Origin of the sequence: Arenimonas composti TR7-09 = DSM 18010 (genome assembly GCF_000426365.1) — a bacterium.
Classification (GTDB): domain Bacteria; phylum Pseudomonadota; class Gammaproteobacteria; order Xanthomonadales; family Xanthomonadaceae; genus Arenimonas; species Arenimonas composti.
Genome location: NZ_AUFF01000001.1, coordinates 640964 through 666043, shown reverse-complemented (window position 1 = coordinate 666043; position 25080 = coordinate 640964). Strand labels below are relative to the sequence as shown.

Genomic DNA, 25080 nt, shown 5'->3' with positions numbered 1-25080 from the left:
TTCGGCCATGCCGCGCATTCCCGTCCTCACCATCGATGGCCCCTCCGGATCCGGCAAGGGCACGATCAGTCGCGCCGTCGCCGAACGCCTGGGCTGGCATTACCTCGACTCCGGCGCCCTCTACCGCGCGGTCGGGCTGGCCGCCGCCTGGGAGGGTCTGGACCTGAGCGACGCCGACGCGGTCGCCCAGTGCGCCGCCCGGACCGAGATCCGCTTCGAGACCGCCGGCGCCGGCGAGCCGCACGTGATCGTCAACGGTAAGGACGCGACCCGGCAGCTGCGCACCGAGACCGCCGGGGCGGCGGCTTCGGCGATCGCCGCCCACCCGCCGGTGCGGGCGGCGCTGGTCGCGCTGCAGCACGGTTTCCGCAAGGCGCCGGGGCTGGTGGCGGACGGGCGCGACATGGGCACGGTCATTTTTCCGGATGCCCCGTACAAGGTCTTCCTGACCGCCAGCGCCGCCGAAAGGGCCAAAAGACGCTATAAGCAGTTGAAGGAAAAAGGGGTTTCCGTTAACCTTGACGGCCTGCTGCACGAAATCGCCGCTCGCGACGAGCGCGATGCCGGTCGTGCGGTGGCGCCCCTGAAACCCGCCGATGACGCGGTGATCGTGGACTCCACCGGCACGCCCATCACCGAGGTGGTCGAGCACGTGCTGGCGGTGGTGCCGGAGAAGTACCGGCTACCCCGCCAGGCTTGATCGCCGCGGCGCATCCGCCTTTCGGGGCGGCTTCCTGAAGCAGGCAACGGTCCCGCGCCACGACGGCGCGGGCTTTCCATCCACGCGCGCAAGCGCCAACAGGTGGGCCGCAGCCGAGCTGCGTCCCGTGTGTCCAACCGAGACTCCAACAATGACTGAATCTTTCGCTGAACTGTTCGAACAGAGCCAGAGCGCCCTGAGCAAGCTGAAGCCGGGCGCGATCGTCTCCGGCACCGTGGTCGAAGTGCGTTCCGACGTCGTCGTGATCAACGCCGGCCTCAAGTCCGAGGGCATCATCCCGATCGAGCAGTTCCGTAACGACGACGGCCAGCTCGAAATCGCCGTCGGCGACGTCGTCAAGGTCGCCCTCGAGTACCTCGAGAACGGCTTCGGCGAGACCGTGCTGTCGCGCGAGAAGGCCAAGCGCGCCATGGTGTGGGACGAACTCGAGGCTTCGATGGAAGCCGGCGAGATCGTCACCGGCCGCATCAGCGGCAAGGTCAAGGGCGGCTTCACCGTCGACATCCGCGACGTCCGCGCGTTCCTGCCGGGTTCGCTGGTCGACGTGCGTCCGGTCCGTGACCCGGGCTACCTCGAGGGCAAGGAACTCGAATTCAAGATCATCAAGCTCGACCGCAAGCGCAACAACGTCGTCGTCTCCCGCCGCGCGGTGGTCGAGTCGGAGTCGAGCGTCGAGCGCGAGCAGCTGCTCGAGCGCCTGCAGGAAGGCGCGATCGTCAAGGGCGTGGTCAAGAACCTCACCGACTACGGCGCGTTCGTGGACCTGGGCGGCATCGACGGCCTGCTGCACATCACCGACATGGCGTGGAAGCGCGTCCGTCATCCGTCGGAAGTCGTCAACGTCGGCGACGAGCTCGACGTCCGCGTGCTGAAGTTCGACCGCGAGCGCAACCGCGTCTCGCTCGGCCTGAAGCAGCTCGGCGACGATCCGTGGGACAACATCGCCCGTCGCTACCCGACCAGCTCGCGCCTGTTCGGCAAGGTCTCCAACGTTACCGATTACGGTGCGTTCGTCGAGATCGAGCCGGGCGTCGAGGGCCTGGTGCACGTGTCCGAAATGGACTGGACCAACAAGAACGTCAACCCGTCCAAGGTCGTCCAGCTGGGCGACGAGGTCGAGGTCATGGTCCTGGACGTCGACGGCGAGCGCCGCCGCATCTCGCTCGGCATCAAGCAGTGCACCCCGAACCCGTGGGAAGCCTTCTCGGCGCTGCACAAGAAGGGCGACAAGGTGTCCGGCCAGATCAAGTCGATCACCGACTTCGGCATCTTCATCGGCCTGGAAGGCGGCATCGACGGCCTGGTGCACCTGTCCGACATCAGCTGGAACACCACCGGCGAAGACGTGGTCCGCAACTTCAAGAAGGGCGACACCGTCGAGGCCGTCGTTCTGGCCGTGGACCCGGAGCGCGAGCGCATCTCGCTGGGCATCAAGCAGCTCGAGCAGGATCCGGTCGGCCAGTACATGGCGACCACCCAGAAGGGCAGCATCGTCACCGGCACCGTCAAGGAAGTCGACGCGCGTGGCGCGACGATCGAGCTCGACGGCGGCATCGAGGGTTACGTACGCGCCAACGACATCGCCAAGGAGCGGGTCGACGACGCCACGAACTACCTGAAGGTCGGCGACAAGGTCGAAGCCAAGTTCATCGGCATGGACCGCAAGGGCCGCACGATGCAGCTGTCGATCCGCGCCAAGGACGAGGCCGAACTCCAGGAGAACCTGGCCGAGGTCAACAAGTCCTTCGACGCTTCCAGCGGCACCACCAAGCTGGGCGCCCTGCTGCGTGAGCAGCTGAACAAGGGCGAGTAACACGCGGTACCGGTGCGTGGCCCGGGTTCCCCCGGGCCACGCCCACACGGCAGGGAAGAGCGAGACACGACGGGATGACCAAGTCCGAACTGATCGAGGTGCTTTCGCGTCGACAGGCGCACTTGAAGGCCGACGACGTCGACCTCGCCGTCAAGACCCTGCTGGAAATGATGAGCGGCGCCCTGACCCGGGGCGACCGCATCGAAATCCGCGGTTTCGGCAGCTTCTCGCTGCACTTCCGGCCGCCGCGCCTGGGTCGCAATCCGAAGACCGGCGAGTCCGTCGCGCTTCCCGGCAAGTACGTCCCGCACTTCAAGCCGGGCAAGGAACTGCGCGATCGCGTCAACGCGAACGGCGACCAGCCGATCACGGGCTGATTCCGCCGCCCCGACCGTGCGAAGCTGACGGCCACCTTCCGGAGGACCGCCGCGGATGCGCCTGATCAAAGCCCTGCTCGCGCTGCTGTTCGTCATCGCCGGCGTCCTGTTCGGCGCGCTCAACCGCCGCCCCGTCGATGTCGAACTCGGATTCCACACCCTCACCGACGTCACCCTCGGCACGGCCCTGCTGCTGGCCCTGCTGGCCGGCGCGCTGCTCGCCGGGCTGGTGCTGACCCTCGGTGTGGTGTGGCCACTGCGGCTGCGCCTGCGCCGCGCCGAAACGCCGGCGACGCCGGCCGCGACGAGCCCGGCGGCGGCCATCATCGCGCCGGAACCGGTCACCATCGTCGCACCCCATGAATGAGCCGTACTGGCTGTTCCTGCTGCTGCCGGTCGCGGCCGTCTGCGGCTGGCTCGCCGGCCGTCGCGGTGGCGAGCTGCGCGGCGGTGCGCGCATGTCGAGGCTGTCGAACACCTATTTCCGCGGCCTGAACTACCTGCTCAACGAGCAGCAGGACAAGGCGATCGAGGTCTTCCTGCAGATCGCCGCGGTCGACAAGGACACCGTCGAGACCCAGTTCGCGCTCGGTCACCTGTTCCGCCGCCGCGGCGAGGTCGACCGCGCGATCCGCCTGCACCAGAGTCTGGTCGCCCGGCCGGGCCTGAGCGACGACCAGAAGACCCGCGCCGTGCTGGCGCTCGGCGAGGACTACATGCGCGCCGGCCTGCTCGACCGCGCCGAGACCCTGTTCACCGACCTCGTGCGCATGGGCGTGCTGGCACCGCAGGCGCTGCGCCACCTGATCTCGATCTACCAGGCGGAGCGCGACTGGGGCAAGGCGATCGAGCATGCCCGGCAACTGGAATCGGCCGGCGGCGAGCCGATGGGCAAGCTGATCGCGCATTACTACTGCGAACTCGCCGACAAGTCGCGGCTCGCCGGCGAGTACGAGGAGGCCCGCGCCTTCGTCGCCGAGGCCTATGCGGCCGACAGCCATTCGGTGCGCGCCGGGCTGACCGAAGGCCGGATCGAACTTGCGGCCGGCAACGATGCCGCGGCGATCCGCGCCTTCGAGCGCGTCGCCCGCCACGACATCGAGTTCCTGCCGGAGATCCTCGACCCGCTGCTCGGCTGCTACGAACGTCGCGGCGAGGGCGCGCGCGCGCGCGGCTTCCTGATGGAGACCATCGAGCACCACCCCGGCGTTTCCGCGGTGCTGGCGCTGGCGCGGATGATCGAGCACGACGAGGGCCATCCGGCGGCACTCGCCTTCCTGAAGCGGCAGCTGCAGCTGCGGCCGTCGGTCCGCGGCGAGGCCGCCTTCATCGAGCTGAGCCTGCGCGACGACTCGGTCGACTTCGGCGCGAGCCTGAAAACCCTCAAGCAGATCACCGAGCAACTGCTCGTGCGCACGCCCGGCTACCGCTGCCAGCGCTGCGGATTCGGCGCCCGCGCGCACCACTGGCAGTGCCCGGGCTGCAAGTCCTGGGGCAGCATCAAGCCGGTGCAGGGCACGATCGGCGAGTAGGCATGATGGCTATCGACCTCGCCCTGGTGCTTTGCGCCTCCTGCGCGGGCGTCGCGTTCGCCGGCGGCTGGCTGTTCGCGCGGCTCGCCGGCCGCCGCGGCTGGGTCGATGCGCCGGAGCACCGCCGCCTGCATCGGACCCCGACGCCGCGTGGTGGCGGTATCGGCATCGCCGCCGTGCTGGCGACGGTCGTGTTCGCCGCCTACGCGAAGGGCGGTCCCGGGGTGTCCCTCGCCGGTGGGCTGCTGGTCACCGCAGGCGCCGGCCTGGTCGACGACATCCGCCCGCTGGCACCGGCCGCGAAGCTGTTCGCCCAGGCCGTCGGAACGCTGCCGCTGGCGCTGGCCTGGCCGCTGGCGCCGCAGCTGGCGACGCCGGTGCCCGGCATCGTCGCCGCCTGGCTGCTGGCGATCGGCCTGGTGAACGCGTGGAACTTCATGGACGGCAGCAACGGCCTGGTGACGCTGCAGGCCCTGCTGCTCGGTGCCTGCGTCGCCGCCGTGCTGCCGGCGACCGACGCCGGCGGAGCCGTGGCATGGGCGCTGGTCGCCGCCTGTATCGGCTTCCTGCCGCTCAATTTTCCGCGCGCCCGCGTCTTCCTCGGTGACGTCGGCAGTCACGCGCTCGGTTTCGCGGCGGCGCTGCTGCTGTTGCAGGCCGCGGCGCGCGGCGGGGCGACCGCCGCCCTGGTCTGGCTGCCGCTGTCGGCGGTGCTGATCGACGCCGGTGTCACCCTCGGCGGCCGGCTGCGGCGTGGCTGCATTCCATGGCAGGCGCACCGCGATCACCTCTATCAGCGCATCATCGCTGCCGGCGTCGGCCACTCGGCGGTCGCGCTGGCCTTCGCGAGCTGGACGCTGGTGGTGGTGGGGCTGGCGGTCGCACTGGCGGCAGGCGGGGCGGACCCGTCCCTGGCCTGGGCGGTTGCCGGGGGCGTGTACGGCGTCGGCGTCGTGACCCGCCTGGCCGCCGGGTATCGCTGGCCGATCACGGAACCGCCGGAGTCGAAGGCATGAGGGCAGGGCAGGGAGGGCTGACGCCGGTGCCGCGGCTGCTGGTCGTGCTGCACGACCTGGCGATGGTCGCGCTGGTCTGGCTGGGCCTGCGCTGGCTCGCCACGGTCGCCGGGGCGCCGCCGGCGCCGGCGCCGGGGCTCGAACTGCTGATCGCGGTCGTCGCCCAGGGCCTGGTGCTGCGCGCGGTCGGCCTGTATCGCGGCATCTGGCGCTTCGCGAGCCTGCCCGACCTCGCGAACCTGGTGCGGGCCGCGCTGATCGGCGTGCTGGTGATCGGCGCCGCGCTGTTCTTCTTCGGGCTGCTCGGCAGCACGCCGCGGCGGGTGCTGGTGCCGTATCCGGTCGCCCTGGTCGTCATGCTCGGCGGGCCGCGCCTGGCCTGGCGCCTGTGGAAGGACTATCGCCAGTCGCATCAGCCCGGCGGTGCCCAGCGCGTGCTCGTGCTCGGCGCCGGCCGCACCGCCGAGTCCCTGCTGCGCGACCTTCGCCGCGACGGGCGCTACGAGCCGGTCGGCCTGCTGGACGACCAGCAGGCGCTGAAAGGCATGAAGCTGCTCGGTGTGCCGGTGCTCGGGCCGATCGACGAGCTGCCCTACATCGCCGCCGAAACCGCGCCGCAACTGCTCGTGATCGCGATGCCCTCGGCCAGCGCCGCCGAGATGCAGCGCGTCGTCAGCCTCTGCGACGAGACCGGCCTGCCGTTCCGCAAGGTGCCCCGGCTGGCCGACATGCTCGCCGGCAGCGGCAGCCGGCTGGAGCTGAGCGAAGTGCGGATCGAGGACCTGCTCGGCCGCCGGCCGGTGGCCTTCGGCGACGCGTCCGGCATCGCCGGGCAGCGGGTGCTGGTGACCGGTGCCGGTGGTTCGATCGGTGCCGAACTCGCGCAGCAGTGCGCCGCCGGCGGCGTCGCGGCGCTGGTCCTGCTGGAACGCGACGAGCTGGCCCTGCTCGAGGTGAGCGAGCGCCTGCGCCGCGACTGGCCCGGGCTCGACCTGCGTCCGCTGCTGGCCGACTGCGGCGATCCCGCTGCCTGCCGGATCGCCCTCGCCGCCGGCATCGACCACGTTTTCCACGCGGCAGCCTGCAAGCAGGTGCCGTTGCTCGAGGCGCATCCGCGCGAAGCCCTGCGCAACAACGTGCAGGCGACCGTGACGCTGGCCCGGGCCTGCCGCGAGGCGGGGGTCGGCCACTTCGTGCTGATCTCCACCGACAAGGCCATCTGTCCGGCGAATGTGCTCGGTGCCAGCAAGCGCTTCGCCGAACTCGCCTGCCAGGCGGAGCTGCAGGGCAGTGCGGTGCGGCTGTCGGTGGTGCGTTTCGGCAACGTGCTGGATTCGGCCGGCAGCGTCGTGCCGCTGTTCCGCCGGCAGATCGCCGAGGGCGGTCCGGTCACCGTGACCCACCCGGAGGTCACGCGCTACTTCATGACGATTCCCGAAGCCTGCCAGCTGATCCTGCATTCGCTGGAACTCGGCATGCGGCCGTGGTCGGTCTTCGCGCTCGACATGGGCCGGCCGGTGGCGATCCGCGAACTCGCCGAGCAGATGATCCGGCTCAGCGGCAAGCGCCCCGGCCTCGACATCCGCATCGAATACACCGGTCTGCGGCCCGGCGAGAAACTGCACGAGCTGCTGTTCCATCCCGACGAGCGCTACCGCCGCACGCGCCACCCGCGCATCCTCGAAGCGGGCCCGCGCGAGCTGCCGGCGGCGCCGGTGCGCGAGCTGTTGCGCCGCCTCGACGAGCAGCTGGCGCGGCCGGCGGGCGCTGCCGAACTGCTCGCGACGCTGCGGGCCGCCGTTCCCGATTACACTCCGGCGTCCGACGGCGCATCGGTGCAAGACCACGCTTTCGCCGATCCGTCGCCCACCAACGTGAGCCGACTGAAGCCCTGATGACAACGAGAATCCGCAAGGCCGTATTCCCGGTCGCCGGACTGGGAACCCGCTTCCTGCCCGCGACCAAGACCGTTCCGAAGGAAATGTTGCCGGTCGTCGACAAGCCGCTGATCCAGTACGCCGTCGACGAGGCGATCGAGGCCGGCTGCGACACGCTGGTGTTCGTCACCAACCGCTACAAGCACTCGGTGGCCGATTATTTCGACAAGGCCTACGAACTCGAACAGAAGCTCGAGAAGGCCGGCAAGTCCGAACTGCTCGGGCTGATCCGCGACGTGCTGCCGCGGCACGTGCGCGCGGTGTTCGTGACCCAGGCCGAGGCGCTGGGACTCGGACACGCGGTGCTCTGCGCCCGTCCCGTGGTCGGCGACGAACCCTTCGCGGTGCTGCTGCCCGACGACCTGATCTGGAACCGCGGGCCGGGCGCGCTGAAGCAGATGGCCGACCTCGCGCAGGCGCAGGCGTCCAGCGTGGTCGCCGTGCAGGACGTGCCGCGTAACCAGACCGGCAGCTACGGCATCGTCGCGACCCGCGATTTCACCGGCCGCCACGGCGAGATCGCGGCGATCGTCGAGAAGCCGCGGCCGGAAGTCGCGCCCAGCACCCTCGCGGTCGTCGGCCGCTACGTGCTCAGCGGCCGCATCTTCCACCACCTGGCGACGATGCGTCCCGGCGCCGGCGGCGAGATCCAGCTGACCGACGGCATCGCCGCGCTGATCGCCGAAGAGCGCGCGCTGGCCTACCGCTTCGAGGGCCGCCGCTTCGACTGCGGCAGCCGCATCGGCCTGGTCGAGGCGACGATCGAGTTCGCGCTGGAACACGACGACCTCGCCGAACCGGCGCGTGCCTACATGCGCGCCGCGCTCGAACGCTGAGCCGCGACCGGTGGCCGCGGGCGCCGGTTACTACCGCCGCACCGCCGGCGCCGCACCGCCGGCACCCGTGCTGCGCGGGCGGCACGAGGCCGCGGTCTGCATCGTCGGGGGCGGCTTCGCCGGCCTCAACACCGCGCTCGGCCTGGCCGAACGCGGGGTGGGGCAGGTGCTGCTGCTGGAGGCGCAGGATCTGGCGCACGGTGCCTCCGGACGCAACGGCGGCTTCGTGTTCGGCGGCTTCTCGCGCGGCGAGGCGCAACTGCTTTCCGAGCTCGGCCCGGTACGGGCGAAGGCCCTCTACCGCGGCACCCGTGACGCCGTCGGACTCATCCGCCGGCGCATCGCCGACCACGGCATCGCCTGCGACCACACCGACGCCGGCGTGCTGTGGACGAACTGGTTCCGCGATCCGACGCCGCTGCGCGAGCGCCAGCGCCTGCTCGCCGAACACTTCGACACCCGCTGGGACTGGGTGCCGGCCGCGCAGCTGGCCGACATCGTGCGCAGCGGCCGCTACGCCGACGCCCTGTTCGAGCGCGATGCGCTGCACTTCAACCCGCTCGCCTACGCGCACGGCATCGCCGCGACCGCCGCCGCGCGCGGGGTCGCCCTGCATGCGGGCTCGCCGGCGACGGCCCTGGTCAGGGACGGCGCCGGCTGGTGCGTGCGCACCCCGGAAGGCGAGGTGAGGGCGCGCGACGTGGTACTCGCCTGCGGCGGCTACCTGGCCGGGCTGCGCACCGAGGTCGATGCCGGCGTGCTGCCGATCGCCACCTACGTGATGGTCACCGCGCCGCTCGGCGCGCGGATGGATGAAATCCTGCGGACGCGCGCCGCGATCTACGACAGCCGCTTCGCCTTCGACTATTACCGGCCGCTGCCGGACACCCGCCTGCTCTGGGGCGGCCGGATCTCGGTGCGCGACCGCAGGCCGGCGGCCGTGCAGCGCCTGCTGTACCGCGACCTGCTGCGGGTGTTCCCGCAGCTCGACGGCATCCGCATCGAGGACGCCTGGTCCGGGCTGATGAGCTACGCCCGGCACGAAATGCCGCAGATCGGCCGGATCGACGAGGGCCTGTGGCTGGCCCAGGCCTTCGGTGGCCATGGCGTCGCCCCGACGACCTTCGCCGGCGAAGTGCTCGCCGCGGCGATCGCCGAAGGCGACGCGCGCTGGCGCGAGTTCGCCGATTACGGCCTGGTGTCGGCGCTGAAACCCGCCGGGTTCCTCGCTGCCCAGCTCGGTTACTGGTGGCTGCAGGCGAAGGACGCGTGGAAAGCCTGGCGCGAGGCCGGGGCAGGCACGGCCTCGTCGTCGGGCGGGGGCGGAATGTGATCCCCACCACGAAATGCTTGCCCTCCCGCCTTCCCGCGAAGTAGGCTTTCGCGTGAAGGCCGACCCCTACCGGAGTGGAACCATGAAACGTCTCGCGCTTTCCGTCGTACTTTCGCTGGTCGCTCCGGCGGCGTTCGCGGCGGGCCCCGTCGCCAGCCTCACTGCGCAGGAAGGCGTGGTGATGGTCAACCAGGGTCAGGAGTTCGTGACCGCCACCGAAGCCCAGGCGCTGCAGCCGGGCGACACCGTGATGGTCATGGAGGGCGCCAGCGCCAGCCTCGTGTTCAATGACGGCTGTGCGCTTCCGATCGCGTCGGGCTCGATGCTGGTCGTTCCGGAGCAGTCGACCTGCGCCGGTGCGGTCGCCGACGTCCGCAAGGTCGGCCCGTCCTATGCCCAGGTCTCGGGTGACAACACCAGCTCCTGGGAGCTCACCGAGTGGGCGATCCTCGGCGGTGTCGCGGTGGTCGTCGGCGTGGTCGTGGCCAACGACGACGACGAGCCGAGCAGCCCGTAAGCTTCCGCGCGAATTCCATCGCGCAAGAAGAAGGCCGCCGGAAGGCGGCCTTCTTCGTTTTCGGCCCCCGGGGCTTCAGAGCGCTTCGATGATGCCCGCGGCGCCCATGCCGGTGCCGATGCACATCGTCACCATGCCGTACTTCTGCTGGCGGCGGCGCATGCCGTGCACGATGGTCGCGGTGCGGATCGCACCGGTGGCACCCAGTGGATGGCCGAGCGCGATCGCGCCGCCGAGCGGATTGACCTTGTCCGGGTCCAGGCCGCAGGTGCGGATCACCGCCAGCGCCTGCGCGGCGAAGGCCTCGTTGAGCTCGATCCAGTCGATCTGGTCCTGGCTCAGGCCGGCCTGGGCCAGCACTTTCGGAATCGCCGCGATCGGACCGATGCCCATCACTTCCGGGCGCACGCCGGCGACCGAGAAACCGACGAAGCGCGCGAGCGGGGTCAGGCCGTAGTCCTTGATGGCCTGCTCCGAGGCGAGCAGGATGCCGGCGGCGCCGTCGGACATCTGCGAGGAGGTGCCGGCGGTGACGCTGCCACCGTTGCGGAATACCGGCCGCAGTTTGGCCAGGCCCTCGAGGCTGGTGTCGGCGCGCGGGCCCTCGTCGTTCTCGACCAGCAGTTCGCGCAGGCGCACGCTGTTGCCGGCGAGGTCGGGCTGGCGGGAGATCACCCGGTAGGGCGAGATCTCGTCGCGGAACTCGCCGGCGGCCTGCGCGGCCAGCGCCTTGCGGTGCGAGGCGACCGCGAAGGCGTCCTGGTCCTCGCGCGAGACATTCCATTCCTCGGCGACCTTCTCGGCGGTGATGCCCATGCCATAGGCGATCGCCACGTGTTCGTTGTCGTTGGCGAAGACCTGCGGGCTCAGCGCCACCTTGTTGCCCATCATCGGCACCATCGACATCGATTCGGTGCCGCCGGCGAGCACCAGGTCGGCCTCGCCGAGGCGGATGCGATCGGCCGCAAGCGCCACGGCCTGCAGACCGGAGGAGCAGAAGCGGTTGATGGTCTGCGCGGCGACGGTGTTCGGCAGCCCGGCCAGCAGCACGCCGATGCGGGCGACATTCATGCCCTGTTCGCCCTCCGGCATCGCGCAACCGATGATGGCGTCGTCGATGCGGCCGACGTCGATGCCCGGCGCCTGGGCGACGACCTCGCGCAGCACGTGCGCGAGCATCTCGTCGGGACGGGTGTTGCGGAAGACGCCGCGCGGGGCCTTGCCGACCGGGGTACGGGTGGCGGCGACGATGTAGGCGTCCTGGATCTGCTTGCTCATTGTCTGGGTTCCTGTCTCGTCAGTTCCGCAGCGGCTTGCCGTTCTTCAGCATGTAGGCGATCCGCTCCTGGGTCTTGGGCATCTGCGCCAGTGCGACGAAGTTCTCGCGCTCCAGGCGCAGCAGCCATTCCTCGTCGACCAGCGATCCGCGGTCGACCTCGCCGCCGCAGAGCACGGTGGCGATGCGACGCGAGACCTCGTAGTCGTGGTCGCTGATGAAGCGGCCCTCGCGCATGTTCTCGAGCATCATCCGGAAGGTGGCGATGCCGACATCGCCGGCGACCGAAATCGCCCGCGCCGGCAGCGGCGGCCGGTAGCCGCTCTCGGCCATCGCCTTCGCCTGCGCCCTGGCGACGTGCAGCAGCTCGTAGGCGTTGAAGACGACGATGTCGTCCTGGCGCGCCAGCTTCAGCTGCTTCGCTTCGAGGGCCGAGGCCGATACCTTGCCCATCGCGACGGTCTCGAAGTACGGCTTCAGGGCCGCGAAGACGTCGCCACCGGGGCCGGCCGCTGCGGCCGCGCGCACCGCGATCTCCTTCAGGCCGCCACCGGCCGGCAGCAGGCCGACGCCGGCCTCGACCAGGCCGATATAGCTCTCGAGCGCGAACACCGTGCGCGCCGCATGCATCTGGAACTCGCAGCCGCCGCCGAGGGCCAGGCCGCGTACCGCGGCGACGACCGGCACCAGCGAGTACTTGATGCGCTGGCTGACCTTCTGGAAGGTCGCGACCATCTGCTCGAACTCGGCGACCTTGCCGGCCTGCAGCGAGGCCAGCGCCCCGGCGAGGTCGGCGCCGGCCGAGAACGGCTCCTTCGGCTGCCACAGCACCAGGCCCCGGAAATCCTTCTCGGCGCGGTCGATGGCCTCGAGCAGGCCGGCCAGCACGCCGTCGGACACGGTGTGCATCTTGGTCTTGAAGGACACCACCGCGATGCCGTCACCGTCGTGCCACATGCGGATGGCGTCGGTCTCGAACACGCTGTCGCCGGGAGCGGCGCGCTCGCCGAGCACCGGGTCCGGGAAGCGCTGGCGGTTGTAGACGGCCAGGTTCGAACGCGGCAGCACCTCGCCCTTGACCGGCGAGTAGCTGCCTTCGGCCTGGTGCACGCCGTCGCGGCCGTCGAAGACCCAGTCGGGCAGCGGCACGTTCGACATCGCCTTGCCGGCGACGATGTCCTCGGCGATCCACTCGGCGACCTGCTTCCAGCCGGCGGCCTGCCAGGTCTCGAACGGGCCCAGGCTCCAGCCGTAGCCCCAGCGGATCGCCAGGTCGACGTCGCGCGCGGTGTCGGCGATCGCGGCCAGGTGGAAGGCGGCGTAGTGGAACAGGTCGCGGAACACCGACCACAGGAACTGCGCCTGCGGATGCTGGCTGGCGCGCAGGGCGGCGAACTTCGCGGCCGGGTCCTTCGTCTTCAGGATCTCGATCACTTCCGGCGCGGCGGCGCCGGTGGCCGGGCGGTAGTCCTGCGCCTTCAGGTCGAGGACCTGGATCTCCTTGCCCTTCTTCATGAAGATGCCGGCGCCGGTCTTCTGGCCCAGTGCGCCCTTGCCGATCAGGGCCTGCAGCCACTCCGGCGAGGTGAAGTACCGGTGCCAGGGGTCGTCCGGCAGGGTGTCGGCCATCGTCTTGATGACATGGGCCATCGTGTCCAGGCCGACCACGTCCGAGGTGCGGTAGGTCGCCGACTTCGGGCGGCCGAGCAGGGGGCCGGTCAGGGCGTCGACCTCGTCGAAGCCGAGGCCGAAGGCGGCGGTGTGGTGCATCGTCGACAGGATCGAGAACACGCCGATGCGGTTGCCGATGAAGTTCGGGGTGTCCTTGGCGTAGACCACGCCCTTGCCGAGCGTCGTGACAAGGAATTCCTCGAGGCCTTCGAGCACTTCGCGCTTGGTCTTCGCGCAGGGGATCAGCTCTGCCAGGTGCATGTAGCGCGGCGGGTTGAAGAAATGCACGCCGCAGAACCGCTCGTGAAGCGATTCCGGAAGAACATCCGCCAAGTCATTGATCGACAAGCCAGAAGTGTTGGATGCCAGGACCGCGTGCGGGGCCACGTAGTCCTCGATCCGGTCGTAAAGCGCCTTCTTCCAGTCCATGCGCTCGGCGATGGCCTCGATGATCAGGTCGCAGTCGCGCAGCAGCTCGAGGTGCTGGTCGTAGTTGGCGGCGGTGATCGCGGCGGCGCGGTCACGGGTCGCCAGCGGCGCCGGCGACAGCTTGCCGAGATTGGCGATCGCCTTGTCGACGATGCCGTTGGCGGGTCCTTCCTTCGCCGGCAGGTCGAACAGGATCGTGTCGACGTCGGCATTGACGAGGTGGGCGGCGATCTGCGCGCCCATCACGCCGGCGCCGAGGACGGCCACCTTGCGGATGCGGAGTTGCGGCATGGGGTGCTCCGGTTTGCGAAAAGTCGTGGATCGGGTTGCGAACGCGCGCTGAAACGCGCGGAAAAAGCGGGTCAGCCGGCGCGCAGGCCGGCGGCCGCGAAACGGATCAGGGCGCGCGCGGCCTTCTCGCAGTGCGCCTTCTCGGACACCCCGGCCGGGCGCTTGATCAGGCCGAAGTCGGCCATCGCATAGGTCAGGGCGCCGGCGGTGAAGTCGAGGCGCCAGTACAGGTCCTCCTTCGGCAGTTCCGGCAGCGCGGTGCCGATCGCCTTGGCGAATTCGCGCAGTACGTGGCCGTAGTTGTCGGACAGGAACTTGCGCAGGCGGTCGTTCTTCTCGGCGAAGGCGCGCGCCAGCACGCGCACGAAGGCGGAGCCGCCGCGGTGGTCGATCGTCAGCGCCAGCGGCGGCTCGATGAAGGCGGCGAGGATGGCCTCGAGATCGCCCGGGCGCTCTTCCTGGGCCTGGCGCAGCAGGCCGAGACGGCGCTCGCTCATCTCGTCCATGCGGCGGCGGAAGACTTCGTTGACCAGGTTCTCCTTGCTGCCGAAGTGGTAGTTCACCGCGGCGATGTTCACGTCGGCGCGGCTGGTGACCTCACGCAGGGAGGTGCCGGAAAAGCCGTGCTGGGCGAACAGCTCCTCGGCGGCGCCGAGGATCCTTTCCTTGGTGTTGAAGTGGCTCGTCGACATGGCGGTTCCAGCACCTGCTTCAAACGGGTGTTGGCGAGTGTGAGCGGGTGGCCCGGCCGCCGTCAAATGCCCGATTGAAACGCACCCCCGGTATCGGGCGGGGGCCGGGCCAACGTGGTCGGTGCCCGGCAGCGGCCAATTCCTTCTGGACCTTTGCAGGGATTTGCGCTAAACCCGCATGGTTACGGACTTTTCGCGCTACAATCACCGGCTCCCACAACCCCGAAAACCACGGAGTGACACATGGCGCTGGAGCGCACCATTTCGATCATCAAGCCGGACGCGGTCGCCAAGAACGTCATCGGCGAGATCTACACCCGCTTCGAGAAGGCCGGCCTGAAGGTCGTCGCCGCGAAGATGAAGCACCTGTCGACCAAGGAAGCCGAGGGCTTCTACGCCGTGCACAAGGAGCGCCCGTTCTTCCGCGCGCTGGTCGAGTTCATGACCTCGGGCCCGGTGATGATCCAGGTGCTCGAGGGCGAGAACGCCGTCGCGAAGAACCGCGAGCTGATGGGCGCCACCAATCCGAAGGACGCCGCGCCGGGCACGATCCGCGCCGACTTCGCCGAGTCGATCGACGCCAACGCCGTGCACGGTTCCGACAGCCTGGAGAACGCCGCGATCGAGATCGCCTACTTCTTCCCGGCCACCGAAGTCTGCCCGCGCTGAGTGATGCCGTGAGCCAGGACGAACGCCAGATCCCCGTGCAGGTGCTGCCGACGGCCGAGGCCGCGGCGGCGCCGTCGCGGCTGAACCTGTTCGACCTGGACCGCGAGGGCATGGAGCGCTTCTTCGCCGAGACCCTCGGCGAGAAGCGCTTCCGCGCCCACCAGATCATGAAGTGGATCTACCACCGTCACGTCACCGACTTCGCGGAAATGACCGACGTCGGCAAGGCGCTGCGTGCCCGGCTCGAGGAAAGCTGCGAGATCCGGCCGCCGGCGGTGGTCTTCGACAAGGGCTCCGCCGACGGCACCCACAAGTGGCTGCTCGGCATGGATGCCAGCAACGCCATCGAGACCGTCTTCATTCCCGACAAGGGCCGCGGCACGCTGTGCGTGTCGAGCCAGGTCGGCTGCGGCCTCAACTGCCAGTTCTGCAGCACCGCCACCCAGGGTTTCAACCGCAACCTGTCCACCGCCGAGATCATCGGCCAGGTGTGGACGGCCTCGAAGCACCTCGGCAACCGCGCCCACATCGAACGCAAGCTCACGAACGTCGTGATGATGGGCATGGGCGAGCCGCTGCTGAACTTCGACAACGTCGTGCGGGCGATGAGCCTGATGCGCGACGACAACGGCTTCGGCCTCGCCAACAAGCGCGTCACCCTTTCGACCGCCGGCCTGGTGCCGATGATCGACCGGCTGTCCGAGGTCAGCGACGTCTCGCTCGCGGTCTCCCTGCACGCGCCCGAGGACGAGCTGCGCACCAGCCTGGTGCCGCTGAACCGCAAGTACCCGATCGCCGAGCTGATGGACTCCTGCGTGCGCTACGCGCAGCGCAAGCCGCGCACCTCCATCACCTTCGAATACACGCTGATGAAGGGCGTCAACGACCGCCCCGAACACGCCCGCGCGCTGGCCCGGCTGATGAAGAAGTTCGACGCCCGCGTGCAGCGCGCCGACGCCGCCAAGGTCAACCTGATCCCGTTCAACCCGTTCGACGGCACCCGCTTCGAACGGCCGGAAGACGCCGACGTCCGCGCGTTCCAGAAAATCCTGCTCGACCAGCAGGTGCTGACGATGGTGCGCCGCACCCGCGGCGACGACATCGACGCCGCCTGTGGCCAGCTCAAGGGGCAGGTGATGGACCGCACCCGCCGGCAATCCGATTTCCGACGCAAGCTCGAAGCCAGAGGAGTTTCCGATGCGGCATGAGTCGAGGCGGCCGCTGCGGTTGCTGGCGCCGTTGGCGCTGGCGTCCGCGCTCGCCGCGTGCGCGACCCCGGGGGGTGGCGGCAATTATCCGCGCGACCCCGAGGGCACGATGAGCTCCACCGGCCTGGCCAACCTGCAGCTGGCGCAGAGCTACCTGACCAGCGGCGAACTCGACCAGGCCCTGTCGCGCGCCCGCCGCGCCGAGCGCAGCGACCCCGGGTCGCCCGACGTGCAGATCGTCCTGGGCATGATCCATGACCGCGCCGGCGATCCGGCCGAGGCCGGCCGGCATTTCGCCCGCGCGCTCGCGCTGGCGCCCGATGCCGGCCATGTGCTGAACGCCAATGGCGCCTTCCTCTGCGGTGCCGGCAAGCGTGCCGAAGGCGAGGCGCTGCTGCGTCGTGCTGCCGACGACCGCTTCTTCGGGCAGCGCGAGCGCGCTTTCTTCAATGCCGGCAAATGCGCCTTCGAGGCCGGCGACAACGAGAAGGCCGCGGACTACCTGCGCGCCGGACTGGCGCTGAAGCCGCAGGATCCGCGCCTGCTCGAGCTGATGGCGCGGGTGCAGTTCGCCCGTGGCGACTTCCTCGGCGCGCGCGCCTTCTTCCAGCGCCGCGACGCCCTCGGCGATACCGGCCCGGAACTGCTCGACCTGGCGGCCCGCATCGAGCAGGCCGCCGGCGATGCCCAGGCCGCCGCGCGTTACCGCGGCCGCCTCGCCGCCGAACACCCGGGCTACCGGCCGGGCGCGGAGGGTGGTCGATGAACGCCGCGAATCCGCTGCAGCCGGCGCTGTTCCAGGATCCCCTCGGCGTGCAGCTGCGCCGCGCCCGCGAGAAGGCCGGCCTGCGCGTCGAACAGGTGGCCGCGCAGCTGCGCCTGCCGTCCGCCGTCGTCGAGGCGATGGAGCGCGAGGAATGGTCACGCCTCGGCGCCCGCATCTACCTGCGCAGCTACCTCGGCAGCTACCTGCGCCTGCTCGGCCTGCCCGAACACCTGCTGGTCCAGGTCGAGAGCCTGCAGCCGGAAGCCCCGGCGCTCGCGCCGATGTCGTCGCGCTCGCGGATGCGCCACACCGTCGACGTGCTGCTGCGCAACGGCGTGTACCTGGTGATGACGGCCGTGCTCGTGGTCCCGGTGTGGCTGGTCGCCCGGCACTACCAGACGCGCGCCGACGTGCGCGAACTGACCCTCGACGCCGGCGCGCCGCCGGCCGAGCTCATGGTCGCCGGAGCCGGCGCGGCCGCGGCCGCCGCGGCGGTGGAGATCACCGACGGGCCGATGCGTGCGCCGGAGATCGCGGCGCCGGTGGTTCGCGACGAGGCACCGGCGGCGAACCCGGTGCTCGCCTCGCTGGCGCCGTTCCCGGGCGCCGCCGCCGACACCGCCGCGCTGGTGCTGCATTTCCGCGGCGAGAGCTGGGTCGACGTCGTCGGTGCGAACGGCGAGCGGATCGAGCGCGGCCTGGTCGGCGCCGGTGCCGAGCGCCGCTACGACGCCGGCCGCGTGGCCCGCATCACCCTCGGCAATGCCGACGCCGTCGACGTCCGCCACGCCGGTCGCGAGGTCGATCTCGCGCCGTTCCGCTCGGCGAACGTGGCCCGCTTTGCGGTATCCTCCGACGGCCAGCCGGCGCCGGCTGCCCACTGATCGTCGGCCGCCCGCGCGGCCGCCCGAGCATCCCGTAGACATCGCCCGCGCCACGCGCGCGGGCCGGAATCGAATACTTCATGGATCACACCGACGAATACGAACAGGGCGAACGCGTTCGCGCCTGGCTGCGCGAAAACGGCTCCTCGCTGGTCGGCGGCGTCGCCCTCGGCCTGGCCTGCCTGCTCGGCTGGAACTGGTGGCAGGACCGCGGCGAACAGGCCAAGTACCTCGCCGCGACCGAATTCCATGCGTTCTCGAAGGCGCTCGAGGCCGGCGAGGAGAACAAGGCGAAGGCGCACCTGAGCGTGCTGCAGACCGAATTCCCGACCCTGCCTTACGCGACGCTGGCGGCGCTGCGCCAGGCGGATGCGCTGCAGAAGCAGGGCAAGTTCGACGAGGCGGTGGCCGCCCTCGACGCCGCGCCGGCCGACGGCATCGACCCGACCCTGCGCGCGCTCTGCCAGCTGCGTGCGGCGCGCCTGCTGCTCGAATCCGGCAAGGCCGACGCCGCGCTGGCGCGGCTCGATGCCGCCGTCGAGGACGCCTATCCGGCCCTCGCCGCCGAACTGCGTGGCGACGCCGAGCTGGCGCGCGGCAACCGTGACGCCGCCCGGGACGCCTACAACCGCGCGCTGGTCGCGCTGGATGTCGCCGCCCAGCTGCGCGGCATCGTCGAACTCAAACTCACCGAGGCGGGCGGCGCGCCGACCGCCGGCCCGGAGGCCTGACCGCATGACCCGTCGCATTCTCCTCGTCATCTTCCTGCTCGTCTTCGCGACCGGCTGCGCCACCATCAAGGGCTGGTTCTCGAGCGACAAGAAGAAGGCGCTCGAACCCGCCGAACTGGTCGAGATCGCCAATCCGATCCGCGTCGACGCCGCCTGGAGCCGCAATCTCGGTGACGGTCGTGCCCGCCAGGGCCTGCGCCAGCGCGCCGCGATCGACGGCGAGCGCGTATTCGTGTCGAACGACGAGGGCCGCGTGCTCGCCCTCGACCTCGCGACCGGCCGCACCCTGTGGGATTCGGCCGCGGTCGAGGTCACCCGCAGCGGCAGCCGCCTGTCGTTCTGGAAGAAGGGCATCCGCGACGGCGGCCTCAGCGGCGGCCCCGGCCTGGGCAACGGCATGGTCGTCGCCGGTGGCCGCAACGGCGAAGTGGTGGCCCTCGACGCCGACACCGGCGCCGAGCGCTGGCGCACCCGCGTCACCTCGGAAGTCCTCGCGTCGCCGCTGGTGACGGCCGGCGGCCTGATCGTCGTGCGCAGCGGCGACGGTCGCGTGTTCGGCCTCAATGGCCATGACGGCTCGCGCAAGTGGGTCTTCGACCGCGGCCTGCCCAACCTCAGCGTGCGCGGCAACGGCGCGCCGATCGAGGGCGGTGGCCTGGTCTACCTCGGTTACGACGACGGCAGCATCGTCGCGCTGCGCGCCCTCGACGGCGCCCTGGCCTGGGAACAGCTGATCGCGCCGCCGGAAGGCCGCAACGACCTCGAGCGCCTGGCCGACGTCGACGGCGAGATGCAGCTCGGCCTCAACGAGCTCTACGCCGTGAGCTACCACGGCATGATGATGGCGCTGGCCAGCGACAGCGGCCGCCCGCTGTGGAACCGCGACATCGGCAGCTACGGCGGCCTGACCCTGCTGTCGGACCGCCTGCTCGTCGCCGATCCGGACGGCAACGTCTGGGCGCTCGACCGCAATTCCGGCGCCGCGCTGTGGAAGCAGGACGCGCTGGCGCGCCGCTGGCTGACGACGCCGGCGGTGCAGGGCGATTACGTGGTCGTCGGCGACATCGAAGGCTATCTGCACTGGCTGCGCCTGTCGGACGGCACCCTCGCCGGTCGCCGGCGCATCGAGCGCGCGCCGATCCTCGGCACCCCGCAGGTGTCGGCGTCCGGCGTGCTGGTCGCGGTCACCGCGGAGGGCGAGCTGATCGCCTTCCCGCAGCCGCAGTGATCCTGGAGTCCATCGCATGTTGCCGCTGGTCGCGCTCGTCGGCCGACCGAACGTCGGCAAATCCACGCTGTTCAATGCGCTGACGCGCAGCCGCGACGCCCTCGTCCACGACGAGCCCGGCGTCACCCGCGATCGCCACTACGGCGTCTGCCGCCGCGAAGGAATGCGTCCCTTCGGCCTGGTCGACACCGGCGGCCTCAGCGGTGAGGAAGAAGGCCTGGCCGGCGCCACCGCGCGCCAGGCGCGCGCCGCGGTCGAGGAAGCCGAACTGGTGCTGTTCGTCGTCGACGGCCGCGAAGGTCCGTCCTCGCTCGACGAGGAGATCCTGGCCTGGCTGCGCCGCTCCGGCCGCGGCTTCTTCCTGGTCGTCAACAAGACCGACGGCATCGACATCGCCGCCGCGCTCGCCGAGTACGCGCGTTTCGGCGCGACGAAGGTGATCCCGGTCGCCGCGGCGCACCAGCGCGGCGTGCCGGAGCTGATCGACGCGATCGTGCCCGAACTGCCCGAAGTCGCGGAGCCCGAGGCGGACGGGGAGGATCCGGGCCGCATCCGCATCGCCTTCATCGGCCGCCCGAATGTCGGCAAGTCGACGCTGGTGAACCGCCTGCTCGGCGAGGAGCGCATGATCGCCTCCGACGTGCCTGGCACGACCCGCGACTCGATCGCGGTCGACCTGAGCCGCGACGGCCGTGATTACCGCCTGATCGATACCGCCGGCCTGCGCCGCCGCGCCAGGGTCGAGGAAGCGGTCGAGAAGTTCAGCGCCTTCAAGACCCTGCAGGCCATCGAGGACTGCCAGGTCGCGGTGGTGATGCTCGATGCCGGCGAAGGCGTGACCGACCAGGACGCCACCGTGCTCGGCCACGTGCTCGACGCCGGCCGCGCCCTGGTGATCGCGGTCAACAAGTGGGACAACCAGGACACCTACCAGAAGGAACAGGCGCAGGTCCTGCTGGCGCGCAAGCTGTCCTTCGCCGAATGGGCCGAGCGCGTGCAGATCTCGGCGAAGCACGGCTCCGGCCTGCGCGAGCTGTTCCGCGCGATCCACCGCGCGCATGCCTCGGCGACCCGCGAGTTCAGCACCGCCGAAGTCACGAAGGCGCTGGAAATCGCGGTGCAGAGCTTCCCGCCGCCGGTACAGCGGGGCCATGCCGCGAAGCTGAAGTTCGCGCATCCAGGTGGCAGCAATCCGCCGACCTTCATCGTCCACGGCAACCGCCTGCGCACGCTGTCGGAAAGCTACCGGCGCTATCTCGAGAACTTCTTCCGCAAGCGCTTCCGCCTGATCGGCACGCCGATCCGCTTCGTCTTCAAGGAAGGCGACAACCCCTACGAAGGCAAGAAGAACGTGCTGACGGAGCGGCAGATCGCGCGCAAGCGGCGGCTGATCCGGCACGTCAAGCGCGGCAAGTGACCGCGACGCAGGCGCTGAGCCTGGGCGTGCTCGCCGGTGGCCGCGGCCGCCGGATGGGCGGCGTCGACAAGGCCTGGATCGAAGTCGGTGGCGTCACGCTGTTGCAGCGCTGTCTCGCCGGCTTTCCCGGTTTCGCCGGCGCGGTGCTGGTGTCGGCGCGGTCCGCCGATCCGCGCTTCGCCGCGCTCGGCCTGCATCCGGTGTTCGACCGGCGCCCGGGCTTCGCCGGGCCGCTCGCGGGTCTGGAAGCCCTGGCGAATGCCTGCAGCACGCCCTGGCTGCTGACCGTGCCGGTCGACGTCGAAGGCCTGCCCGGTGATCTCGCGGCGCGGCTGTACGCCGCCCGTCGCCGCAACGGTGCGGTGCTCGCCGATGCGGTCGGCCTGCAGCCGCTGGTCGCGCTATGGTCGGTGCCGGCGCTGCGCACGGCGGCGGCTTCCGCCCTCGATGCCGGGCACGCCGCGGCGCGCGACCTCGTCGCCGCGCTGGACCTTGCGGTCGTCGACATCGCGCCGGCGACGCTGCGCAACCGCAACACGCCCGAGGACCTGCAGCAACCGTGAATGACGCGAAGACCGGTTCCGACTTCCCGAACCGCATCGGCTACGACGAGGCGTTGGCGATGATCGCCGCGGTCGCCGCGCGCCGGCGCCTGCCGGTCGAGACGGTGCCGCTGGCCCGTGCCGCCGGCCGCGTGCTCGCCGAAGACGTGGTCGCCGGGGTCGCGCTGCCGCCGTTCGACAATGCCGCGATGGACGGCTTCGCGCTGCGCGCGGCCGATGCCGAACGCGCGCGGACGCAAGGCCTGCGCCTGGTCGGCGACCAGTTCGCCGGTGCCGATCTCGCCCTGCAGGTGGCGGCGGGCGAGTGCGCGCGTATCACCACCGGCGCGCCGATGCCGGCGGGTGCCGATGCGGTGCTGATTCGCGAGAACGCCCGCGTCGACGGCGAGCGGGTGTTCGCGACCGAGGCCGGTGGCCTGCGCCCCGGCCGCCACCTGCGCCGGGCCGGCGAGGATGTACAGGCCGGTGACCGCGTGCTCGTCGCCGGGACCCGGCTCGGGCCGGCCCAGCTCGGGCTCGCCGCGGCGGTCGGCCGACACGATCTGCCGCTCTACCGGCGTCCGACGGTCGCGGTGTTCACGACCGGCGACGAGCTCTGCCCGCCGGGGCAGCCGCTCGCACCGGGCCGGATCTACGACAGCAACCGCGCGCTGCTGCAGACCCTGCTGCAGGCCGAGGGCCTGGAGCCGGTCGCCTGGCCGGTGCTGCCCGACCGTCCCGGCCCGATGCTGGCGGCGCTGCGCGATGCCGCCTTCTCCTTCGATGTGGTGATCACCTGCGGTGGCGTTTCCGCCGGCGACCGCGACCATCTGCCGGCGCTGCTGCGCGAGCATGGCGAGATCCATTTCTGGCGGGTGCGCATGAAGCCGGGCATGCCGTTGCTGTTCGCCGGCCTGGGCGAGGCGCTGCTGCTCGGCCTGCCGGGGAATCCGGTGTCGGTGCTGGCGACCTTCCTCGGGCCGGGCAGGGCGCTGCTCGACGGCCTGCAGGGGCTGGCGACGCCGCGGCGGCGGCTGTTCGCGCGGCTGGCGACACCGTTCGCGAAGGCGCATGCGCGGCTCGAATTCCTGCGCGGGCGGCTCGAATCCGGCGCCGACGCCGTCGTGCAGGTGCGCCCCGATCCCGCCGACGGTTCGCATCGCCTGCGCGGCGCCGCCGATGCCGACTGCCTGCTGGTGCTCGGCGAGGGCGCACGCGACTATGCCGCCGGTGACGTCGTCGAAGTCGTGCCGCTGCGCGGTTTCTGAGTTCTGCTGGAGGACGCGATGCCCATCCGCGAGATCGACCCCGCCCAGGCGCAGGCCCGCCAGCGCGCCGGCGCCCGCCTGATCGACGTGCGCGAACCCGGCGAACACGCCAGCGGCCTGGCGGCGGGCGCGCTGGCGGTGCCCCGGGCGGTGCTGGAAGCCGACCCGGCCGCGCATGCCCCGGATCGTGAGGCCGAACTGCTGCTGATCTGTGCCGGTGGGCGCCGTTCGCTGCTGGCGGCGGAAGCGCTGCAGCGGCAGGGCTGGCGCAATGTGATCTCGGTCGCCGGTGGCATGGAGGCCTGGCGCGCCGCCGGACTTCCGGTCTCGGTCGGTGACGCGGATCCGGACTTCCTCGAGCGCTACGCCCGTCACCTGCGCCTGCCGCAGGTCGGCCTCGAGGGCCAGCGCCGCCTGGAGCAGGCCTCGGTGCTGCTGCTCGGCGCCGGTGGGCTCGGATCGCCGGCGGCGTACTACCTGGCGGCCGCCGGTATCGGCCGCATCGTGCTGGTCGACGACGACGTGGTCGAGCGCAGCAACCTGCAGCGGCAGATCCTGCATACCGATGCCGCGATCGGCACGCCGAAGGTCGAATCGGCGGCCCGGGCGCTGGCCGCCCTGAACCCGCGGCTGCGGATCGAGGCGCGACGCGAGCGGCTCGGCGCCGACAACGTCGACGCCCTGCTCGCCGGGGTCGACGTGGTGGTCGACGGCGCCGACAACTTCCCGGCCCGCTACCTGCTGTCGGACGCCTGCGTGCAGCACGGCAAGCCGCTGGTCTACGGCGCGGTGCACCGTTTCGAAGGGCAGGTGAGCGTGTTCGACGCCGGCCGCCGCCGCGGCGAGGCGCCGTGCTACCGCTGCCTGTTCCCCGAGCCGCCGGCCGCCGCCGATGCGCCGAACTGCAGCGAAGCCGGCGTGCTCGGCGTGCTGCCGGGCGTGGTCGGTCTGCTGCAGGCGACCGAGGCGATCAAGCTGATCCTCGGCATCGGCACGCCACTGCGCGGCCGACTGCTGCACTTCGATGCGCTCGGCATGCGCTTCCGCGAAACCCGCCTGAGCGCCGATCCCGAGTGCGCGGTCTGCGCACCGGGCCGCGCCTTCCCCGGCTACGCCGAGCTCCTCCGCGTCTGCTCGAGCGAGTGAAGAGGGGAGAGGAGTGAGTAGAGAGTGAGAGCCGCGCCGCGGACTGCTTTCACCCTCCTCTCCACTCTCCACTCGCCTCCCTACACGGCGCGTTGTCGCCCACGCTGCTTTCATCCTCCGGTCCCGACCGGAGTGCGAGCCATGAAAGCCAGCGAGGTGATGACCCGCGACGTGCACGTCGTGAACTGCGAGACGACGCTGCGCCAGGCGGCGGAACTGATGCGCCGTGCCGATATCGGCAGCCTGCCGGTCAGCCGCGACGGTCAGCTGGTCGGCATGGTCACCGACCGCGACATCGTCGTGCGCGCGGTCGCCGAGGGCTGGGACCTCGATTCACCGGTCAGCCGCGTCATGAGTGGCGACCTGAAGGTCTGCCGCGCCGGCCAGACCGTCGAGGAAGTGGCGGCGCACATGGCTGGTCTGGGCGTGCGCCGCCTGCCGGTGGTCGACGATGCCGGCCAGGTCGTCGGCTTCATCTCGCTGTCGAACATCGCTTTCGCGAACCAGCCGACGTCGACCGGGACACTGCTCGACGGCACCGCGCGCCCGCACTGCTGAACCATCGACGCCCGCGACGCGGGCAGGGAGAACGATCATGCCCCGAGGCGACAAATCCGCGTACACCGACAAGCAGAAGCGTCAGGCCGAACACATCGAAGACAGCTACCGCGACAAGGGCGTCTCGAAGGAGAAGGCCGAAGAGCGCGCCTGGGCGACCGTCAACAAGCAGGACGGCGGCGGCAAGAAGTCCGGCAGCGGTCGCAAGAAAAGCTGAGTGGA

24 protein-coding genes and 1 pseudogene are annotated in these 25080 nt (G+C 70.8%); 22 read left to right on the top strand and 3 right to left on the bottom strand.

Annotation, left to right across the window (positions count from 1 at the left end; all coding sequences use genetic code 11):
* Positions 1-7: 7 nt before the first annotated feature.
* The 10 genes from cmk to K311_RS0103005 all read left to right on the top strand — a co-directional run bounded on the left by cmk (position 8) and on the right by K311_RS0103005 (position 10082).
* Complete coding sequence (gene cmk / locus K311_RS0103050) at positions 8-700, top strand: (d)CMP kinase (RefSeq protein ID WP_026816095.1); 693 nt, start codon at positions 8-10, stop codon at positions 698-700.
* 151 nt (positions 701-851) lie between these two features.
* Complete coding sequence (gene rpsA / locus K311_RS0103045) at positions 852-2534, top strand: 30S ribosomal protein S1 (RefSeq protein ID WP_026816094.1); 1683 nt, start codon at positions 852-854, stop codon at positions 2532-2534.
* Positions 2535-2608: 74 nt separating this feature from the next.
* Positions 2609-2911: an integration host factor subunit beta gene (locus K311_RS0103040; protein WP_026816093.1), complete on the top strand. Its 303-nt coding sequence runs from the start codon at positions 2609-2611 to the stop codon at positions 2909-2911.
* 55 nt (positions 2912-2966) lie between these two features.
* The gene (locus K311_RS17410; RefSeq protein WP_051239416.1) at positions 2967-3278 is read left to right on the top strand and encodes a lipopolysaccharide assembly protein LapA domain-containing protein; all 312 of its coding nucleotides are present in this window, start codon (positions 2967-2969) and stop codon (positions 3276-3278) included.
* Positions 3271-4443, top strand: a complete 1173-nt coding sequence (gene lapB, locus K311_RS0103030) for a lipopolysaccharide assembly protein LapB (RefSeq protein ID WP_026816092.1) — start codon at positions 3271-3273, stop codon at positions 4441-4443. Before K311_RS17410 ends, lapB begins: the two co-directional genes overlap by 8 nt.
* Positions 4444-4448: 5 nt before the next feature.
* Positions 4449-5459 (top strand): glycosyltransferase family 4 protein, encoded by a 1011-nt coding sequence (locus K311_RS15025; protein WP_161627288.1) that lies wholly within the window; start codon positions 4449-4451, stop codon positions 5457-5459.
* Positions 5456-7354: a nucleoside-diphosphate sugar epimerase/dehydratase gene (locus K311_RS15020; protein ID WP_081683240.1), complete on the top strand. Its 1899-nt coding sequence runs from the start codon at positions 5456-5458 to the stop codon at positions 7352-7354. Before K311_RS15025 ends, K311_RS15020 begins: the two co-directional genes overlap by 4 nt.
* Positions 7354-8232 carry a UTP--glucose-1-phosphate uridylyltransferase GalU gene (gene galU, locus K311_RS0103015; protein WP_026816091.1) on the top strand — a complete coding sequence of 293 codons (879 nt, stop codon included), beginning with the start codon at positions 7354-7356 and terminating at the stop codon, positions 8230-8232. Before K311_RS15020 ends, galU begins: the two co-directional genes overlap by 1 nt.
* Positions 8233-8242: 10 nt before the next feature.
* On the top strand, positions 8243-9565 hold the full coding sequence (locus K311_RS15015; protein WP_051239414.1) for an NAD(P)/FAD-dependent oxidoreductase: 1323 nt from the start codon (positions 8243-8245) through the stop codon (positions 9563-9565).
* An 82-nt stretch (positions 9566-9647) separates the two neighbouring features.
* Positions 9648-10082, top strand: coding sequence for a FecR family protein (locus K311_RS0103005; protein WP_026816090.1), 435 nt, complete (start codon positions 9648-9650; stop codon positions 10080-10082).
* A gap of 75 nt (positions 10083-10157) precedes the next feature.
* Here K311_RS0103005 and K311_RS0103000 read toward each other — a convergent pair whose 3' ends face one another.
* The 3 genes from K311_RS0103000 to K311_RS0102990 all read right to left on the bottom strand — a co-directional run bounded on the left by K311_RS0103000 (position 10158) and on the right by K311_RS0102990 (position 14441).
* A complete protein-coding gene (locus tag K311_RS0103000) occupies positions 10158-11360 on the bottom strand; it encodes an acetyl-CoA C-acyltransferase (RefSeq protein ID WP_026816089.1) in 1203 nt (400 codons plus the stop codon).
* 19 nt (positions 11361-11379) lie between these two features.
* A complete protein-coding gene (locus K311_RS0102995) occupies positions 11380-13749 on the bottom strand; it encodes a 3-hydroxyacyl-CoA dehydrogenase/enoyl-CoA hydratase family protein (RefSeq protein ID WP_026816088.1) in 2370 nt (789 codons plus the stop codon).
* A 71-nt stretch (positions 13750-13820) separates the two neighbouring features.
* Positions 13821-14441, bottom strand: a complete 621-nt coding sequence (locus K311_RS0102990; protein ID WP_026816087.1) for a TetR/AcrR family transcriptional regulator — start codon at positions 14439-14441, stop codon at positions 13821-13823.
* Between the two features lie 243 nt (positions 14442-14684).
* Here K311_RS0102990 and ndk point away from each other — a divergent pair, with 243 nt between their 5' ends.
* From ndk to K311_RS0102930, 12 genes and pseudogenes are all read left to right on the top strand, one after another.
* Complete coding sequence (ndk, locus tag K311_RS0102985; RefSeq protein ID WP_026816086.1) at positions 14685-15110, top strand: nucleoside-diphosphate kinase; 426 nt, start codon at positions 14685-14687, stop codon at positions 15108-15110.
* 29 nt (positions 15111-15139) lie between these two features.
* Positions 15140-16318, top strand: a complete 1179-nt coding sequence (rlmN, locus tag K311_RS0102980) for a dual-specificity RNA methyltransferase RlmN (RefSeq protein WP_051239483.1) — start codon at positions 15140-15142, stop codon at positions 16316-16318.
* A complete protein-coding gene (gene pilW, locus K311_RS15010) occupies positions 16308-17084 on the top strand; it encodes a type IV pilus biogenesis/stability protein PilW (RefSeq protein ID WP_081683238.1) in 777 nt (258 codons plus the stop codon). The genes rlmN and pilW overlap by 11 nt, the downstream gene beginning before the upstream one ends.
* On the top strand, positions 17081-17968 hold the full coding sequence (locus K311_RS0102970) for a helix-turn-helix domain-containing protein (protein WP_051239412.1): 888 nt from the start codon (positions 17081-17083) through the stop codon (positions 17966-17968). The genes pilW and K311_RS0102970 overlap by 4 nt, the downstream gene beginning before the upstream one ends.
* 80 nt (positions 17969-18048) lie before the next feature.
* The gene (locus K311_RS0102965; protein ID WP_043817918.1) at positions 18049-18699 is read left to right on the top strand and encodes a YfgM family protein; all 651 of its coding nucleotides are present in this window, start codon (positions 18049-18051) and stop codon (positions 18697-18699) included.
* Between the two features lie 4 nt (positions 18700-18703).
* Positions 18704-19927: an outer membrane protein assembly factor BamB gene (gene bamB, locus K311_RS0102960; protein WP_026816082.1), complete on the top strand. Its 1224-nt coding sequence runs from the start codon at positions 18704-18706 to the stop codon at positions 19925-19927.
* 16 nt (positions 19928-19943) lie between these two features.
* Positions 19944-21344 (top strand): ribosome biogenesis GTPase Der, encoded by a 1401-nt coding sequence (gene der / locus K311_RS0102955; protein WP_026816081.1) that lies wholly within the window; start codon positions 19944-19946, stop codon positions 21342-21344.
* Positions 21341-21907 (top strand): molybdenum cofactor guanylyltransferase, encoded by a 567-nt coding sequence (mobA, locus tag K311_RS18810; RefSeq protein ID WP_026816080.1) that lies wholly within the window; start codon positions 21341-21343, stop codon positions 21905-21907. Before der ends, mobA begins: the two co-directional genes overlap by 4 nt.
* Entirely contained in the window at positions 21904-23154 is a 1251-nt protein-coding gene (locus tag K311_RS0102945) for a molybdopterin molybdotransferase MoeA (protein ID WP_026816079.1), read from the top strand. The genes mobA and K311_RS0102945 overlap by 4 nt, the downstream gene beginning before the upstream one ends.
* A gap of 18 nt (positions 23155-23172) precedes the next feature.
* On the top strand, positions 23173-24300 hold the full coding sequence (gene moeB, locus K311_RS0102940) for a molybdopterin-synthase adenylyltransferase MoeB (protein ID WP_026816078.1): 1128 nt from the start codon (positions 23173-23175) through the stop codon (positions 24298-24300).
* A 141-nt stretch (positions 24301-24441) separates the two neighbouring features.
* Complete coding sequence (locus K311_RS0102935; protein WP_026816077.1) at positions 24442-24858, top strand: CBS domain-containing protein; 417 nt, start codon at positions 24442-24444, stop codon at positions 24856-24858.
* Between the two features lie 37 nt (positions 24859-24895).
* Positions 24896-25066: pseudogene (locus K311_RS0102930) on the top strand (HupB); the annotation flags it as partial.
* Positions 25067-25080 lie beyond the last annotated feature (14 nt).